Annotated in this window: 11 protein-coding genes; 8 read left to right on the plus strand and 3 right to left on the minus strand. The window is 33.2% G+C overall.

Features of this window, described 5'->3' with window-relative positions:
• Positions 1-16: 16 nt before the first annotated feature.
• The 5 genes from mgtE (at position 17) to AABL81_RS02805 (ending at position 7,887) form a co-directional block, all read left to right on the plus strand.
• Positions 17-1,414 (plus strand): magnesium transporter, encoded by a 1,398-nt coding sequence (gene mgtE / locus AABL81_RS02785; protein WP_158209691.1) that lies wholly within the window; start codon positions 17-19, stop codon positions 1,412-1,414.
• 203 nt (positions 1,415-1,617) lie between these two features.
• Positions 1,618-2,736, plus strand: coding sequence for an efflux RND transporter periplasmic adaptor subunit (locus AABL81_RS02790; protein WP_341340304.1), 1,119 nt, complete (start codon positions 1,618-1,620; stop codon positions 2,734-2,736).
• 19 nt (positions 2,737-2,755) lie between these two features.
• Positions 2,756-5,866: an efflux RND transporter permease subunit gene (locus AABL81_RS02795; protein ID WP_341340305.1), complete on the plus strand. Its 3,111-nt coding sequence runs from the start codon at positions 2,756-2,758 to the stop codon at positions 5,864-5,866.
• Between the two features lie 8 nt (positions 5,867-5,874).
• Positions 5,875-7,170 carry a TolC family protein gene (locus AABL81_RS02800; protein WP_341340306.1) on the plus strand — a complete coding sequence of 432 codons (1,296 nt, stop codon included), beginning with the start codon at positions 5,875-5,877 and terminating at the stop codon, positions 7,168-7,170.
• 12 nt (positions 7,171-7,182) lie between these two features.
• Entirely contained in the window at positions 7,183-7,887 is a 705-nt protein-coding gene (locus tag AABL81_RS02805; RefSeq protein ID WP_341340307.1) for an outer membrane beta-barrel protein, read from the plus strand.
• 58 nt (positions 7,888-7,945) lie between these two features.
• On the opposite strand, the gene AABL81_RS02810 is transcribed toward AABL81_RS02805, so the two are convergent.
• Positions 7,946-8,635, minus strand: a complete 690-nt coding sequence (locus AABL81_RS02810; RefSeq protein WP_158209686.1) for an HAD family hydrolase — start codon at positions 8,633-8,635, stop codon at positions 7,946-7,948.
• A gap of 291 nt (positions 8,636-8,926) precedes the next feature.
• Here AABL81_RS02810 and pafA point away from each other — a divergent pair, with 291 nt between their 5' ends.
• Positions 8,927-10,579, plus strand: coding sequence for an alkaline phosphatase PafA (pafA, locus tag AABL81_RS02815; RefSeq protein ID WP_341340308.1), 1,653 nt, complete (start codon positions 8,927-8,929; stop codon positions 10,577-10,579).
• Between the two features lie 134 nt (positions 10,580-10,713).
• Positions 10,714-13,638, plus strand: a complete 2,925-nt coding sequence (locus AABL81_RS02820; RefSeq protein WP_341340309.1) for an insulinase family protein — start codon at positions 10,714-10,716, stop codon at positions 13,636-13,638.
• A 479-nt stretch (positions 13,639-14,117) separates the two neighbouring features.
• Here the strand turns inward: AABL81_RS02820 and mfd are convergent, their stop codons facing one another.
• Together mfd and AABL81_RS02830 are read right to left on the minus strand one after the other, a co-directional pair.
• On the minus strand, positions 14,118-17,477 hold the full coding sequence (mfd, locus tag AABL81_RS02825; RefSeq protein ID WP_341340310.1) for a transcription-repair coupling factor: 3,360 nt from the start codon (positions 17,475-17,477) through the stop codon (positions 14,118-14,120).
• Between the two features lie 12 nt (positions 17,478-17,489).
• Positions 17,490-18,086 carry a hypothetical protein gene (locus AABL81_RS02830; RefSeq protein WP_341340311.1) on the minus strand — a complete coding sequence of 199 codons (597 nt, stop codon included), beginning with the start codon at positions 18,084-18,086 and terminating at the stop codon, positions 17,490-17,492.
• Positions 18,087-18,249: 163 nt separating this feature from the next.
• On the opposite strand from AABL81_RS02830, the gene AABL81_RS02835 reads away from it, so the two are divergent.
• Positions 18,250-19,203 carry an L-threonine 3-dehydrogenase gene (locus AABL81_RS02835; RefSeq protein ID WP_341340312.1) on the plus strand — a complete coding sequence of 318 codons (954 nt, stop codon included), beginning with the start codon at positions 18,250-18,252 and terminating at the stop codon, positions 19,201-19,203.
• The last annotated feature ends 174 nt before the right edge of the window (positions 19,204-19,377 follow it).

Below are 19,377 nucleotides of genomic sequence, written 5' to 3' on the forward strand. Positions count from 1 at the left end.
TTTAAAACTGAATGTGATGAGATTATATAAAAATGAAAAAGTAACATTGAGAAAAATGGCTCAAGATTTTCAAGGATTAGATCAAATGATGCTGATGGTGCCAGTATTGAAAAAGATGCCAACAGTAGATGTTAGTGAAGCAATTAGTTTAATGGATAATAAAGACTTGCTGATTTTATTCAATGAGTTTAGTAAAGAAGAGCAAGGAGAAATCTTTGCTGAGTTTCCATTAGTAAAGCAATTATCTTTTTTCCAACAAGTGAGTAAGAAGTTGTTTTCAAAGATTTTTGAAGAAATGCCTTCTGATGCACGCGCTGATTTATTTCAGTTATTGACACAACAAGAGCAAGTTGATTTATTACCTTTTTTAAACAAGAAGATTAGAGAAGATGTACTTGCTTTGAGTTCTTATCCAGCAGATACAGCAGGAGGGATTATGATAACAGATTTTGCGACAGTTTCTAAGAGTATGAGTTGTTTTGAGGCAATTCAGAAAGTAAGGAGAGATGCTCCGTCTAAAAAGACAATCTACTATGTGTATGTAGTTAATGAAGATCAAACTTTAGTTGGGTTTATTACTTTAAAAGATTTGATAATTGCAGAGCCAGATGTATTAGTTGAGGAAGAATTACATAGTGATTTTGTTTTCGGTTTTGTAAGTGAATCAAGTGAGAGTGTAGCAAAGAAAATAGATAAATATGAATTAGTTGCATTACCAATTATAAATGATAAAAAGCAATTAGTTGGTATAGTAACACACGATGAAGCGATAGATGTTATTCAGGCAGAGCATACTGAAGATATGGAGCGCTTTATGGGTATAATGAGTAGTAATGAAGAGGTAGATTATAATGGAACAACAACTTTTGGTCATTTTAAGAAACGAGTTGTGTGGTTAGTAACCTTAGCGATTGTAGGAATTATATCAGGAATTATTATTCATAGTTATGAAGGTGCATTAGCACAGATGATGATACTTGCTTTGTATATGCCAATGGTTGCAGATACAGGAGGAAATGCAGGAAGTCAATCTGCAACAGTTATCATCAGAGCATTGGCGTTAGGACAAGTAACACTAAAGTCTTGGGCAAAGGTTTTGTGGAAAGAAACAAGAATTGCTTTAATGCTTTCAGTTTGTTTAGGATTGTTAGCATTTGCAAAAGTTGTTTTCTTGAGTTGGGAAACAGAAATACCAGTGGCTTATTCTTTAGTGAGCATAGGAGGAGTAATTGCATTAGCTCTTTCACTTCAAGTTATTTCGTCAACAATTATTGGGGCAACATTGCCTTTAATAGTTAGAAAGTTTGGAGGAGACCCTGCAGTTGTTGCGAGTCCGGCAATTACAACGATTGTTGATATTTCAGGTTTGTTAATTTATTTCAGTTTAGCAGCTTATTTCTTCAATTTAAAGTAGCATAATTATTGTAGTTAAGAATAAAAACAAAAACTAATGAAAAAAGCACGATTTAGATGTGATTTGTCTTCAGAAGGCTGATTATTCTTAAAAAGGTAGGAGATATTTAAGGATAACTCCTTGTTTTTGAGTAATTTTAATGTCATTTTAAGAGTGATGTTAAAAAAGAATAAAAAATAAATACAAATAAAAAAACAAACATAATGGCTAAAACATTGAAACTTGCTGGAATTTTAGGAGTAAGTGTGTTACTAAGTTTTTGTTCAGAAAAGAAAGAACAAGCAGGTGATGCAGCCCAATACAGCGTAGAGAATCAGGTTATCTCCTTGACAGAAAATTCAAATTTAAAAAGTAAAATAAAAACTGATATCGTTTCAGAAGAACAATTCACTTTTGATTTGGTTACTGCAGGAATAGTTAAAGCTATTCCAAACCATTATGCTGAGATAGCATCTCCTTTTTCAGGACGAATTGTAAAGTCTTTTATTAAGTTAGGACAGAAGGTAAGTATAAATACACCACTTTTTGAAGTGTCTTCTCCAGATTATTTTGAAGCTCAAAAAGATTATTTTGATTCAAAACAAGAGTTTAAGCAAGCAGCATTGAACTTAAAAAGACAAGAAGACTTGTTAAATAATGGAGTAGGAGTTAGACAAGAGTTTGAAGAGTCTGAAACAGAATATTCAATTGCTAAAGCTGCATTTGACAATGCTAAAGCTGCATTGGCAATTTATAATGTAGATGGAAATTCATTGGTATTAGGACAAGCATTAACTGTTCGTTCTCCAATTAATGGTGAAGTACTTGAAAACAATATTGTATTAGGACAATATATTAACGACGATGCAGACCCAGTTGTAAAAATTGCTTCGTTGAGTAAAATATGGATTGTAGGCAAAATTAAAGAGAAGGATATTCAACACTTAGCAAAATTGAACAAGGTACAAGTTGAATTAGCTGCTTATCCAAATCAACCAATGGAAGGTGTTATTTATCACGTGAATGAAATTGTTGATGAAGAAACAAGAAGTATTGACGTGCTAATTGAGGTAGATAATGAAAAGCGTATTCTAAAACCAGGAATGTATGTGAATGTTCGTTTTATCGATCAACCAGAAGAAGTTATTTTAATACCATCAAGAGCTGTGTTACAAGGAGAAGACGATTCTTTCGTTTTTGTGAAAGTAGATACAAACAAATACAAAAAGAAAAAAGTTGTAATTGGTGGAGTATCTGGTGATAAAACAGTGATTTTATCAGGGTTAGGAAAAGGTGATGAAGTTGTGAGCGAAGGAGGAATTTACTTACCTCAATCTTATTAATTTATAAAGGAACGCAGTAATGAAAAAAAATATAATTGACATCGCTATCCATAAGAGATGGCTTGTCGCTGCATTGTTTGTGTTACTTTGTATTTTCGGATATTATTCTTGGAAACAATTGTCTGTAGAGGCATATCCAGATATTGCAGATACAACATCACAAGTAGTAACGCAGGTGCCAGGATTAGCAGCAGAGGAAATAGAATTACAAATTACTATTCCAATTGAACGTGCTTTGAATGGTATGCCAGGTATGCACGTAATGCGTAGTAATAGTACTTTTGGATTATCTATGATTACGATTGTATTTGAAGATGGTATTGAAGACTATTTTGCAAGACAACGTATTCAAGAACGGTTAAATGATGTTGAGCTACCGTATGACGCAACACCAGAACTTGATCCGCTAACATCTCCAATTGGAGAGGTATATCGTTATATTATTGAAGGAGAAGGATATAGTTTACGCGAGTTAACAGATATACAGAACTTTATGATTATTCCAAAGTTAAATCAAGTGCCAGGTGTGGCAGAGGTTACTAACTTTGGAGGAGTTACAACTCAGTTCCAAATTGAATTAGATCCGCATAAATTAGAGCAATATGGATTGTCTTTAAGTGATGTAACAGAGACAATTGAGGAGAATAACGTAAATGCAGGAGGTAGTGTATTAACAAGAGGAGATTTAGGTTACGTAGTTCGTGGTATTGGATTAGTAAAAGACCTTGAGGACCTTGGTAAAATTGTTGTTAAGGCAGAGAATGGTATTCCAGTTTTTTTAAATGATTTAGGTCGTTTAAAGTATGGAAATGTTGAAAGAAAAGGTGTTTTAGGATACACTGATAAAGATCGTAATTACTCAGATAGTATTGAGGGAATTGTCCTATTGTTAAAAGGAGAAAATCCTTCTATTGTATTAGAACAAATACACGTTTATGTAGATGAACTAAATAATGGGTTATTACCAGAAGGAGTTAAAATACATACGTTTTTAGATAGAACAGATTTAGTTGATACAACATTACATACGGTTTCTACAACATTGATTGAAGGAATTAGCTTAGTAATTATAGTATTAATTGTTTTCTTAGGTAGTTGGAGAGGAGCATTATTAGTTGCTATTACAATTCCAATTTCATTGTTGTTTGCATTTATAATGATGCATTTCACTAATATTCCAGCTAACTTATTGTCTTTAGGAGCTATTGACTTCGGTATTATTGTAGACGGTGCTATTGTAATGATGGAATCCATACTGAAGAAAAGGGAAGATAATCCAAAGGAAGAATTAAAGGAGAAGTCAATTGGTGAGCGAACAAAAGAAGTTGCTAAGCCTATTTTCTTTGCTACGTTGATTATTATCACAGCATATTTACCATTATTTGCTTTTGAACGTGTAGAAAAGAAATTGTTTACACCAATGGCATTTACAGTTGGTTATGCTTTAGTTGGAGCATTGTTAGTTGCCCTGATCTTAATTCCTGGTTTAGCTTATGCTGTTTATAGAAAGCCAAGAAAAATATATCACAATAAATGGTTAGAGAAACTAACAGCTTTATATCACAATCGAATTATCAAGATTGTAGATAAGCCAAAGCAAGTTTTCGCACCTTTATTAGTTGTCCTTGCTATTACTGTAGGATTAAGTATAAAGGTAGGAAAAGACTTTTTACCACCTTTAGATGAGGGGTCTATATGGTTACAAGTAACATTGCCGCCTGGTATTTCATTAGAAAAATCAAAAGAGCTAAGTGATACGCTAAGAGCAAGAACAATGAAATATGAAGAGGTTACATACGTGATGGTTCAAGCAGGAAGAAATGATGATGGTACAGACCCGTTTACTCCTTCTCACTTCGAGTGTTCTGTAGGTATTAAACCTTATAAAGAATGGCCTCGCGGAAAAACAAAAGATGATTTAATTGAAGAACTTGCTGCAGAATATGAGTCATTACCTGGGTTTACAGTTGGTTTTGCACAACCAATGATTGATGGGGTAATGGATAAAATATCAGGAGCACATAGTGAATTAGTGGTTAAAGTTTATGGAGAAGATTTCCACGAAACAAGACGTATTGCTAATGAAGTGTTAGAAACATTGAAAACAGTAGATGGAGCAGTAGATTTAGCAATTGACCAAGAACCACCATTACCACAATTACAAATTCACGCGAATAGAGATAAAATTGCTCAGTATGGATTAAACGTTTCAGATGTTGCAGAGTTAATTGAGGTGGCTATTGGAGGTAAAGCAATTTCTCAAATCTTTATTGGAAATAAGGTTTATGATATTAGTGCGAGATATACAGAAGAGAGTAGAAATACACCTGAAAAGATTGCTAACTTAATGTTGACATCAAGTACAGGAGCTAAGATTCCACTTTCACAAGTTGCTGATGTTAGAACAAGTACAGGAGAAAGTACAATTACAAGAGAGATGAATAGACGTCACTTAACTGTTAAGTTAAACGTGCGTAATCGTGATTTAGCGTCATTGTTAAAAGAAGCTCATCAAAAGATTGAAGATAACGTAACTTACGATCACGAGAAGTTTCAAGTTGAATGGGGAGGACAGTTTGAAAACCAAAACCGTGCTTATAGTCGTTTAGCTGTAATTATTCCTTTGACTTTGTGTTTGATGTTTGTATTGTTATACGGTGCTTTTGGACAGTTTAGACAAGCAGGATTGTTGATGATTGTTGTACCATTAGCATTATTTGGAGGTATGTTAGCTCTGAATGTTAGAGGAATGTCTTTAAACGTTTCTTCTGCAGTAGGATTTATTGCTCTATTTGGGGTGGCTATTCAAAATGGGGTAATTATGATATCCCACATCAATGACTTACGAAGAAAAGGAACAGCATTGAAAGAAGCAGTTTTACTTGGGACAGAACAACGTTTTAGACCAGTATTAATGACTGCTACGGTAGCTGTATTAGGATTATTCCCTGCTTCATTAGCAACAGGAATTGGTTCTGATGTTCAACGTCCATTGGCAACAGTAATTGTTTATGGATTGTTGTTTGCAACTATCTTGACACTATTTGTTTTACCTGCTCTTTATTATTTAGTAGAGCGTAAATGGGGAAAAGACAGTGATTTTACAGAAGAGGCAATGGAAGAAAATTAGTATCAGATATGAAAGTTTTTAAAAAATATATACAAGCAAGTTTATTAATGTTTTTCTGTAGTGGAGCGGCTTTTTCACAGCTTCACACAGAAGAGCATACCAATAAAACTGTATTAACTTACCAAGAGTTTTTGAGTAAGATGGCAGCAAATAACTTAAGTTATGCTGCAGAGAAATACAATATTGATATTGCTGAGGCTGAGGTTCAAGCGGCAAAAGTATTTCCAGATCCTGAATTAAGTTTTGGTTGGACTGATAATCAACAAAAACGTATGCAGATGGGGTATGGTTTTGAAGCAGAATTGTCTTGGGATCTTGAATTGGGAGGAAAGAGAAAAGCGAGAAAGAACTTAGCAAAAGACCAAAAGGTATTAGCAGAGTTAGAATTGCAAGAGTTTTTTCAAACACTTCGTGCAGAATCTACAATCGCATTCTTAGAAACATTGCAAAATAAGATGCTTTTCGATATTCAAAAAGACTCTTATGAATCAATGTTACAAGTAGCTAAATCAGATAGTATTCGTTTTTCATTAGGACAAATTAGTAAAGTAGACGCTATTCAAAGTAAATTGGAAGCTAAGTCTATGTGGAACGATTTACAAGATGCAGATGATACTTGGGAGAATAGTCTTGTTGAAATTAGAAATATAATCAGTGCAAATAGAAATGATTCGGTTTATATTCCAAAAGGAGAGTTTAATAAATTTGACCGTTTGTTTGATTTGAATGAATTGATTGTTACTGCACAAAATAATAGAGCTGATTTCTTAGTAGCTCGTCAAAATAAAGTTGTGGCTGGTAGACAAGTTTCTTTAGCAAGGGCAGAACGTGTGATCGACTTAGGGCTAAACGTAGGAGTAGAGAACAACTCATTTGTTAAAAATGCAGTTGCTCCAACACCTGGGAATACTGCTGTTAAAGCAGGAATATCTATTCCTCTTAAATTTTCTAATAGAAAAGACGCTGGTTTAAAAACAGCATTATATGAAGAAAGACAAGCAGACTTAGAATATAACGTTATTGAGTTAGAACTTGAAAAAGAGATAACACAGGCTTATAGAAATTACTTAACGAAACAAAAACAAATTTTCCGATTTGAAAATGGTATGTTAAGCGAGTCTAAGGAAGTTTTTGAAGGTATTAAATATAGCTATCAACGTGGAGCAAGTAGTTTATTGGAAGTGTTAGATGCACAACGTACTTATAACGAAACACAGCAAGCGTACGCAGAAACATTATTTGGTTATGCAGAAGCATTAGTGGAGTTAGAGAAAGCAGTAGGTATTTGGGACATTGATTTTTAAGAAAAGTAAGTTATGAGAAATCTAATATTAAGTTTTTGTGTGTTAGCAGGAATAACAACTGCAAGTGCTCAAAATATAAATGATGAAGTAAAAGGACGTACTACATTTGCTGTAAAGGCAGGGTGGTTACAATCTACTTTAAAAGGCAATGATGTTGACTATTTAGCAGTAGATGGTAAAGTAGATGCTCGTAATAATTTCTTTGCAGGTGTTAGTGTAGATAATAGTATAGGTAAACACTTTGGGTTGAAACACGAGTTATTTTACCAAAATCACGGAGCGGGTTTTAATAGAGAGATTGAAGATGAAGTAATCAGTGCAAAGTTAGAAATGCATAGTTTACGTTTAAACCCAATCAGTGCTGTTTTTAAAGTAGAAGGATTACAAGTATATGTAGGTCCGTATGTAAATATGCTATTAAATTCATCAATAACAGCTATTGACGAGGAAGGAAATTCTTATAAAGATCATTCTATTTTTGGAGGTATTGACGATGATCAAGAAGATAGTAAGTATTTGCAAAAAATGGACTACGGTATTGTTGCTGGTATAGAATATCAATTCAAGTTTGGGCTACTTGTAGGAGCTAACTTCTCAAGAGGTTTTGCAAGTTTATTTGATAATGCTAATACATTTGGTGTAGAAGAAAACACAGGAATGTATGATAAGAAAATCTACAATCAAAACTTCGGTGTTTTTGTAGGATATAAATTTTAAGTAAGTTGTTAGAATTAAAAAAAGGGCAATCTCAATCAGTTGAGGTTGCCCTTTTCTATTATAAAAGAATATCTTTTACTTCAGATAATTTCTTAATTGTTTTGAAGTTTGGGTGATTTATTTCGTGGTCAATATGTTCGTGTAGCCAAGTTGTGTGAAATGGCACGTGAACTGCGTGTCCACCTAATTCTAATACAGGTAATACATCCGAACGCAGCGAGTTTCCAATCATAATAAACTCTTCAGGTTGAATGTCTAATCTTCCTAATAATTTTTGATAGTCGATTTCTTCTTTATCAGTCATTACTTCAATATGATGAAAATAAGGACCTAATCCAGAATGATGTAGTTTTCTATGTTGGTCTTTCAAATCACCTTTGGTAGCGACAACTAATTTATATTTAGACTTTAATTCCTCTAAAACGTCTTCAACTTCATCAATTAATTCGATAGGCTTAGTTAAAAGCTCTTTTCCAATAATAATTATTCTATCAATGACCTTTTGGTTTACTGTACCTTTAGAAATTTTGTATGCAGACTCTATCATTGAAAGGGTAAAGCCTTTAATTCCATAACCATATAATGGTAGGTTGTCTACTTGTGTTTTAAATAACACCTGAGAGATGCTCTGATGAGTTAGGAAGTCTTCCATTAAGATACAAAACTGTTTCTCCGCTTCGTTAAAATAGGGCTCATTGACCCATAGTGTATCGTCAGCGTCAAAAGCTACTACTTTAATTGATTTCATCTGTTGATTTTTTATGTAAGTTTGATTGCAAAGGTACAGATATTATAGCGTTTACACTTATCTATAATGCTGTAAGTGTTGTGTGATTTATATAAATTGCTGTTATTTTTTAATTGATAACATTAAATTAATGTATCTTATGATGTGAAGAATTACTTTGTTGTTGTTTCAATAAAAAGTTGAGAAAACTAACTTTTTATTGAAATTATGATAGAAACGGACTGGAGTTTGATAGTTTTGTATAATAAGGAAAAGAAACACTTATCACAATAATATAAATTGAGTTTACAGATGAATTTAAAAACAACTTTATTTGCAGCTATTGGTTGCATATTTTCACTTTCTGCAGTAGCAAATGAAACGTTACCAAAGCCCAAATTAGTAGTTGGTGTTGTAGTTGACCAAATGAGATGGGACTACTTGTACCGTTATTATGATCGCTATTCTGACAATGGATTTAAGCGTTTGTTGAATGAAGGATTTTCAAGTGAAAATACTTATATAGATTATGTTCCTACTTACACAGCAATCGGACATAGTACAATCTATACAGGAAGTGTGCCTGCTATTCACGGTATCGCTGGTAATGACTTTATTATCCAAGCAACAGGTGAAAGTATGTATTGTACACAAGATGATAATGTACAAGGAGTTGGTGGTGGAGCAGGTAAGATTGGTAAACAATCGCCTAAGAACTTATTAGTTTCTACTGTAACTGACCAATTGAGATTGGCAACTAATTTTAAATCGAAAGTAATTGGTATAGCAATTAAAGACCGTGGTGGTATTCTTCCTGCGGGTCATTTCGCAAATGCTGCCTATTGGTTAGATGGTACAACTGGAGATTGGATTACGAGTACATATTATATGAAAGACTTGCCGAAATGGGTTAATTCTTTCAACAAGCAAAAGTTAGCTGATAAATACTTTAAGAATGGATGGAATACTTTATACCCTATTGATTCTTACGTATTAAGTACAGCTGATGATAATTTATATGAAGAACCTTTCAAAGGAGAAGAGAAACCTGTGTTCCCACGTAATTTAGTGCAATTAAAAAAGGACAATGGTTATGATTTAATCAAAGCGACTCCTTTTGGTAATAGCTTAACCTTAGATTTCGCAAAAGCAGCGATTGAAAGTGAAAAAATGGGTGCTAATGTCGATGGAGCAACTGACTTTTTAGCTGTTAGTTTATCTTCTACAGATTATGTTGGACACCAGTTTGCTATTAATTCTATTGAGGTAGAAGATACTTACTTAAGACTTGATGCTGATATTGCTTCTTTCTTAGCTTATCTTGATGAGAAGGTAGGGAAGGGTAATTATACTTTCTTTTTAACTGCTGATCACGGTGCTGCACACAATCCTAAATATTTTGCAGATCAAAAAGGTAACGCTGGTTATTTTAATACGGTAGAAGCAAAGAAAGTATTAAACGAGAAATTGCAAACTAAATTCAAACACGAAGGAATTATCAAAAGTTTGACAAACTATCAAGTGCACTTAAACAATGCTTTAATTGAAAAAGAAGGTCTTGATGAAGAAGATATAAGAGAATTCATTGTAAGAGAGTTTAAAAAGATTGAGGGTATTGCTTTCGTAACTGATATGGATAAAGCAGCAACAGCGAGTATTCCACAGAAGATAAGAGAACGTATTGTAAATGGTTACAATATCAAGAGAAGTGGTGTAATTCAATATATTTTAGAACCACAATGGTTTAGTGGGAAAAAAGACGGAAAAGGAACTACACACGGTACTTGGGGATCTTATGATGCACATATTCCAGCTGTTTTTATGGGGTGGGGAGTTAAACCCGGTAAAACTTTACGTGAAACACATATGACAGATATTGCGCCTACAATTGCTGAAATATTGAAAATAGAAGTGCCTAATGGAAATATAGGAACTCCAATTCACGAAGCTGTTGAAGTAAAATAAGAATAATTATTATTATAGTTTGAACCCACATATTGATAAAATATGTGGGTTTTTTAATTAAAATGAGTTTAAATTGTCTTAGATACAATTTTATTTTTAGCTTTGGTAATTACTTACAAAAAACACCAAGGTATATGAAAAAAAGGTATTTACTTTTTGGTTTTATATTTTCTATGAGTGCTTCTTTACAAGCTCAATATAAAACTGTTACAAAGAAAGATGCAAACGGATTTACATATGAATACGTTGAAAATGACCCATCAAAGGCAAGAGTTTATACATTAGGTAATGGACTAAAGGTTTATTTAGCTCAAAATCACGACGAACCACGTATTCAAACTTATATACCTGTTAGAACTGGATCTAATAATGACCCTGAAGATAGTACTGGTTTAGCTCACTACTTAGAGCATATGGTATTTAAGGGAACTTCTAAATTAGGAACTGTAAATTGGGAAGTAGAGCAAGAGTTGTTAAAACAAATTTCTGATCTATATGAGCAACACAAAGCAGAAACAGATCCAGAAAAGAAAAAAGAACTTTATAAAAAAATAGATGCTATTTCTAAAACTGCATCTCAATATGCTGTTGCAAATGAGTATGACAAAGCTGTTGCTTCAATTGGAGCATCAGGAACAAATGCTCATACTTGGTTTGATGAAACAGTATATAAAAACGTTATCCCATCTAACGAATTAGAGAAATTCTTAGTTGTTGAGAAAGAGCGTTTTTCTGAATTAGTATTGCGTTTATTCCATACGGAATTAGAAGCAGTATATGAAGAATTCAACAGAGGACAAGATAATGACTATTGGGCTTCACACGAGGCTATGATGGCTTTATTATTCCCAGAATCTCACTACGGTACACAAACTACTATCGGTACTTCTGAGCACTTGAAAAACCCTTCAATGGTTGCAATTCACAATTATTTCAATCAATACTATGTTCCTAATAATATGGCAGTAGTATTAGTTGGTGATTTGGAATTTGAACCTACAATTAAGTTGGTAAATGCGTATTTCGGTTCTATGAAAAAAGCAGTACAACCTACTGAGTATGTAGCACAAGAAAAACCATTAACTAAGATTCAAGTTAAAGATATTTATAGCCCACAAAGTGAGCGTGTTGAAATTGGTTTCCGTTTAGGAGGAGTTAAAACACAAGATGCTGTTTACTTGAATTTAATTGATATGTTGTTAAGCAACGGTCAAGCAGGGTTAATTGACTTAGACATTAACCAAAAACAAAAAGCATTATATGCAGGAAGTTCTCCAATGGTTATGAAGGACTATTCTGTTCACCAATTAACAGGTATGCCAAATGAAGGACAGACTGTAGAAGAGGTGAAAGACTTGTTATTAGGTGAGATTGAGAAATTAAAAAGAGGAGAGTTTGACGAATGGTTGTTAGAAGCTGTAGTTAATGATTTCCGTAAAAACTCAATGCAAGCTTTAGAGAGTAATGATGCAATGGCAACTGAAATGTACCAGGCTTTCATTCATGGAAGAACTTGGGAAGAAGCTGTTTCTGATTTAGAAAGAATGTCTAAAGTAACGAAGCAAGACGTTATTGACTTTGTTAAGAAATACTACGCAGATAACTATGTTGTTATTTACAAGCGTCAAGGGGAGAACAAAGACTTAGTACGTGTTGAAAATCCTGGTATTACACCAATTGACTTAAACAGAGATAGCGAATCTAAATTCTATTCAGACTTTAAAGCAATCGGAGTTGAAGAAATTAAACCAGTATTTGTAGATTTCGATTCTGCTATTAAAAAGGATAAGATCGGAAAAGTAGGAGGGAAATTATATTCTATTAAGAATACAACAAATGAACTTGCTACAGTAACTTATATTACTCCAATTGGATCAGATAATGACAAAAAATTATCTTTAGCAATTAGCTATTTAGACTATTTGGGAACAAGTAAATATTCTGCGGCAGATATTAAGAAAGAGTTTTACAAATTGGGTGTTGAGTACAGCTTAAATGCAGGTACAGATAAAACATACATTACTTTAAAAGGTCTTAAAGAAAATATCCCAGCTGGTATTAAATTATTAGAGCATTTGGTAACTGACGCTAAAGCTGATGCAGACGCTTATGCTAATATGGTTGACCAAATTTTAAAAGCTCGTTTTGATGCAAAATCAAGCAAGGGAGGAATTCAAAGAGCGTTAAATAGCTATATTGTTTCTAACGGTGAGTTAAGTAGATTTAAAGATATCTTAAGCGAAAAAGAACTTAAGAATATCAAACCAGAAGAATTAGCTTCATTAGTACGCGGATTCTTTGATTATAATCAAGATGTTTTCTACTACGGAAATGATTTGAAAAATACTCAAAAAGCTATTGTAGATAACCATAATTTAGGAAAAGGTAAAAAAGTACCTGCTGCTAAAGTATATGCTGAGCCAGCTACAGACGGAACATTGTATTTTGCTCCTTATGATATGGTACAAGCTGAAATTTCTTATAGAGGTAGAGAGCATAAGTTTGATAAAAACTTATTAGCTACGAGTAATGTATTTAACAACTATTTCGGAGGAGGAATGGCTTCTGTTGTTTTCCAAGAAATTCGTGAGTCTAAATCATTAGCTTATTCTGCATATGCATATTATATGAATGCAGGTAAAGCTGATAAACACAACTACGTAATGGCTTATGTAGGTACACAAGCAAACAAATTGCCTCAAGCTGTTGATGCAATGATGGAGTTGATGAATGATATGCCACAAGCAGAGAATCAATTTGAGAATGCTAAAAACTCTGTGTTGAAAAGTATCGCTACACAACGTTATACAAAAGCTCAAATATTCTACTATTGGTTGTCTTTACAAGAAAAAGGAATTGATTATGATATCAACAAAGATATCTTTGGTCAAGTTGAAAAAATGTCAATGACAGATTTAGTAGATTTCTTTAATAAATACGTAAAAGGTAAATCGTTTAACGTTGGTTTATTAGGTAAGAAAGAAAATCTTGACTGGGAAGCAGTTAAGAAAATGGGTAATGTAAAAGAGTTGAGTTTAGAAGACTTATTCGGTTACTAAGATTCGTTTAAATAAATATAATCCCCTAAGGAGTTAGCTTATAGCCTCTTTAGGGGATTTTTTGTGTTTATAAGTGAAAGGTCAATTGCTAAATAGGGAGTGTTAGAAAGGCTATCAGTACAATAGACTGAAGATAAGTAGAAAGCGGAAAAGCATTGTTTTTTGAAGGTTATTGTTGCTTTAAGCGAGTTTTGGATAAGGGTAAACACTCTTATTTGAGACAAGTTTGTGATATGTATAGATGGAGAGTTTTCTATTACTGAGGTATGTGTAGTAGAGAGGAAAAGATAGTTCTGTTTTATTTCAGATGAAATTTTAATAGTGTACAAGGTTATTTTTCAAAGAGAAAGAACAAGCTGTGTAATTAGGGATGGCAAAGTATAAAAAAATATTGCAACTGATTGTTACCTATTGTATTAATGTTTTTTTTCAACATTGAGGTAGCAATCAATTGCAATAAATGAATAGACTATTAACGTCTAATTATCTTTGTCTAATAATTCAGCCATTTCTAAGGCCTGTTTGATAGATTTAATATTCTCAAAAGTTAGTAATAACCTCAAACCTGTTTTGGTTTGTTTTTCTTTCATTTTGCATAAATTAGCGTGTTGCTGTACAAATAATAGGGCTTTTCTAAACTTAGAAGATTGATAGTATTCAGATTGTTGGTCTCCTAAGAAGTAACAAATCATTTTGCCTTGTTTTAAGACTACTTTTTCAATCCCCATATTAGAAGCGTGCCATTTTATTCTAAGGCTGTTTAAAAGGGCTATAGCTTGCTTAGGAAGGGGGCCGAATCGGTCAATCAATCGTTGTTCGTATTCTTGAAGAACTTTTTCGGTTGTAATTGTACTTAACTCATTATACAGATTTAGTCGTTCAGTAATATTGTTGATATATTCATCAGGGAACAGAATTTCGAAATCAGTATCAATTTGAGTGTCTTTTACAAACACTTTGTTTTCTTCTGTATTCTCATCAGCATATAAGTCTTTAAACTCGTTTTGTTTTAATTCCTCAATAGCTTCTTGCATAATCTTTTGATAGGTTTCAAAACCGATTTCATTGATGAAACCACTTTGTTCACCTCCTAAGATATCTCCTGCTCCACGAATTTCTAAATCCTTCATCGCAATGTTTAATCCACTACCAAGTTCACTAAATTGCTCTAAAGCCTGTATTCTCTTACGAGCTTCTTCTGTCATTGCAGAATAAGGAGGGCAGATGAAATAACAGAACGCCTTTTTATTACTACGACCTACACGACCTCTCATCTGGTGTAAGTCAGAAAGTCCAAAGTTATTTGCATTATTGATTAGAATGGTGTTGGCATTCGGTACGTCTAAACCACTTTCAATGATTGTTGTAGCAACTAAAACGTCAAATTCCCCATTCATAAATGAAAGCATTAACTCTTCAAGCTTTTTACCTTCTAATTGTCCGTGACCAATACCAACTTTAGCATCTGGTACAAGGCGTTGAATCATTCCAGCAACTTCGCGGATATTTTCAATTCGGTTGTTGATAAAATAAACTTGTCCCCCTCTTTCAATCTCATAAGCAATAGCATCTCTAATAATCTCTTCATTAAATCCAATTACATTAGATTCAATCGGATATCTATTAGGTGGAGGAGTCGTGATGATAGATAAGTCACGTGCAGCCATTAAAGAGAACTGTAACGTTCTCGGTATCGGTGTAGCTGTAAGAGTTAGTGTATCTACGTTCTCAGATATTGTTTTCAACTTATCTTTCACGGCAACCCCAAACTTTTGTTCTTCATCAATAATTAATAAACCAAGGTCTTTGAATTGTACACCTTTGTTTACTAATTGATGTGTTCCGATTAAGATGTCAATTTGCCCATCAGCTAAGTCTTGTAAAATCTCTGTTTTCTGTTTTGCTGTACGGAATCGATTGATATAAGAAACGCGTACAGGCATATCTTTTAAACGCTCTGTAAAAGTTTTGTAATGTTGGAATGCTAAGATAGTCGTAGGTACTAATACGGCAACTTGTTTACCGTTATCCACCATTTTAAAAGCAGCTCTAATAGCTACTTCTGTTTTTCCGAAACCAACATCTCCACAGACTAATCTGTCCATAGGGCGGTCAAGCTCCATATCAGCCTTTACTTCTTGCGTTGCCTTTTCTTGATCAGGAGTATCTTCATAGATAAAAGAACTCTCTAATTCGTGTTGTAAATAACTATCAGGATGACATTGGAATCCTTTTTGTAAACGTCGCTTAGCATATAATTGAATTAAATTAAATGCAATGTGCTTAACGCGTGCTTTTGTTTTGTTTTTAAGGGTTTTCCAAGCACTTGAACCTAATTTATGAATCTTTGGTACAGAGCCGTCTTTTCCGTTGTATTTTGATATTTTGTGAAGTGAATGTATGCTTACGTAAACAATATCGTTATCTGCATATACTAACTTAATAGCTTCTTGTGTTTTCCCTTCAACCTGTATTTTTTGTAAACCTCCGAATTTTCCGATACCGTGGTCTATATGAGTAACATAATCGCCAACAGAAAGAGAATTAAGCTCTTTGATGGTGATTGTTTGCTTCTTAGTATAACCGTTTTTAAGGTTAAACTTGTGGTATCGTTCAAAAATTTGGTGGTCAGTATAGCAAGCAATTTGTTTTTCATCGTCAATAAATCCTTCAAAAAGTGGCATAACCACAGTTTTAAAAGATTTAACAACAGCAGTTTCTTGGTCATTTTTTAAAGACTCAAAGATTTCTCTAAATCGCTTAGCTTGGTTTTCATTCGAACAATACAAGAAATTAGTATAGCCATTGTCTGTATTTTTATTTAGATTTTGCGCTAATAAATCAAATTGTTTGTTGAATGAAGGTTGAGGTTTAGTATGAAACTCAATTACTTTAGTTGGTTTGATGATTTTTGTATCGTCAAGTTCAAGATAAGTAAGAAGCTCTATTTTCTTTACAAAAGTTTGTCCATCCATAAACATATCCTTTGGTTCACGGTGGCTTAAATCTTTGTTTAGCTTGTCAAAAACAGTAGTTGCTTTTTCAAACAAACGTTCTAATTGGTCAATAATAAACGCTGTGTTTTGAGCAAATATGACTGTTTTTTCAGGTATGTAGTCTAAGAAACTCTCTCTTGATTCTTGAGAGAACTTGTTTTCTACATTTGGAATAATTGTAATTTTCTTTTGTTTATCTACAGACAATTGTGTTTCCACATCAAAAGTACGAATGCTGTCAATTTCGTCACCAAAGAATTCAATTCGATAAGGATTGTCATTTGAGAACGAGAAAACATCAATAATTCCTCCACGTACTGAGAACTCACCGGGTTCGGCAACAAAGTCAACACGTTTAAAGTTGTATTCAAAAAGTATTTCGTTGACAAAGTCGATAGACATTTTGTCTCCTAAGTTTACTTTTAAGGTATTTTTCTCTAAGACTTTTTTAGTAACTACCTTTTCGAAAATAGCTTCAGCATAAGAAACAATGATAGCAGGTTTCTTACGAGAGCTTATTCTGTTAAGAACTTCAGCTCTAAGCAATACATTGGCATTGTCCGTTTCTTCAATTTGATACGGGCGTCTGTATGAACCAGGGTAGAATAAAACGTCTTGTTTATTGATTAAAGTTTCAAGGTCGTTCAAATAGTAAGCAGCTTCTTCTTTATCGTTAAAAATCAATAAAAAAGGCAATTCTGATTGAGCGAATATACTTTCAATTTGAAAAGAGATTGCAGAACCAACTAATCCTTTAAGTTGTATTTTACTTCCAAGTTTTTGTATTTCTTGGACTACTTGTTTAGTATTTGTTGATTCTTGAAACTTTTGTTTAATATCCATTCTTGTAGTCGATTAATTTGTAGTTGTTGGATTTGCTCTTCGCTCAGTGCTAATAGCCTCTAACATTTCTTCTTCTCCAATTTCTTTAGGAACTCTATTTTTAATAAGGTTTTCCTCCATTTGGTCAAATAATAACTTAATGCTATTATTCACTTGTTTCAGATCTTTGTCTAAGCGATCAATCTCAATCGGTTCTTGAATAATAAAGAGATGTAAGTTATTTAGTGACGTTTGTAAAAGAGTAATTCTTGCCTTAACATCAGGAAGATTTATTTCTTCGGGCATTTTTTGGTAAGATAAAGAAGATAACTTTTGAGTTAATACATCAGCTTTCTTTTGGAATGCTCCAATTGTAGTTACTGGCTTTAAACTAAGTTCTTGTCTAAATTCTTGCCACGCTTTCCAATCATCTAATAAAGGTTTAAGTTCATTAGACGGTTTAGGAAGAGAGAACTTCCAATTATTTTTTAAGAAAGCAAAAACGCTGTCTTTGTGTTGAGATATTTTTATTTCTTGTTCCTTTTCGAACTTTTCTTCGTCTTTACAAGATGTTGTTAGTAAAGAAATAGAGAAAAGCATTAAGAATATTGCAAGAAGCGACTTTTTCATGTTTCACGAGTTTAGATGCCAAATTTACAAAGTTCTATTATAATTGTAGCATAGGGATACTCAGTTTGTTATATAAGTTATAAAGTTGCTTTAAGATTTATCACAATTATTGATTTGTTATTATACTTAGTTTATATTTGTGTACTTTAAAATATGTGAAACAATGGGAACCAAAATTCTTATCATTGGAGCTTGTGGACAGATAGGTTCTGAGCTAACAATCAAACTAAGAGATGTTTATGGAAGTAATAATGTAATTGCTTCTGATATTAGAGAAGGGAATAGTGAACTTATGAACTCCGGCCCTTTCGAAGTATTAAATGCTATGGATTTTGATGCAGTTTCCTCCGTTGTTGAAAAACACAAAATTGACGAAGTTTATTTAATGGCAGCTTTGTTGTCTGCAACAGCTGAAAAGAACCCTGCATTTGCGTGGGAATTAAATATGAATTCGTTATTCCATGTTTTAAATCTTGCAAAAGAAGGAAAGATTAAGAAGATTTTCTGGCCTTCATCTATTGCAGTTTTTGGACCAACAACACCTCGTCATAATACGCCTCAATATACAGTTATGGAGCCAAGTACTGTTTACGGTATTTCAAAACAAACAGGAGAGCGTTGGTGTGAGTACTACTTCAATAAATATGGAGTAGATGTTAGAAGTATTCGTTACCCAGGATTAATTTCTTGGACTACACCTCCAGGGGGTGGTACTACAGACTATGCAGTAGATATTTTCTACAAAGCAATTGAAAACAAGCATTATGACTGTTTCTTATCTGAGCAATCAGCTTTACCAATGATGTATATGGAAGATGCTTTAAATGCTACAGTAGGGATTATGCAAGCACCGAAAGAGAATGTTAAGATTCGTTCTTCATATAACTTAGGTGGTATTTCGTTTACTCCAGAGCAAATTGTAGCTGAGATTACGAAACACATTCCAGACTTTACAATTGAGTATAATCCAGACTTTAGACAAGCAATTGCTGATAGCTGGCCTGCAAGTATTGATGATACTTCAGCACAACAAGATTGGGGTTGGAAACACAAATATGATTTATCTTCTATGACAGAAGTGATGTTAGAAAACTTAGGAAAAGTATTAAAGAAGTAATTTTCTATAAATAATGAAAAGGCCAGTATGAAAATACTGGCCTTTTTTTATTTCTTAAGACTTTTAAAGACTAATTTATACAATGGTATAATAACTATAATTAATGCGATTATTAGCATTATAGTAGTTACAAGATCACTTACAAGCTGCTGTGATCTTATTAATAAAGCAGCT

This window comes from Myroides sp. C1519 (assembly GCF_038039755.1).
In the GTDB taxonomy this organism is placed as follows: domain Bacteria; phylum Bacteroidota; class Bacteroidia; order Flavobacteriales; family Flavobacteriaceae; genus Flavobacterium; species Flavobacterium phaeum_A.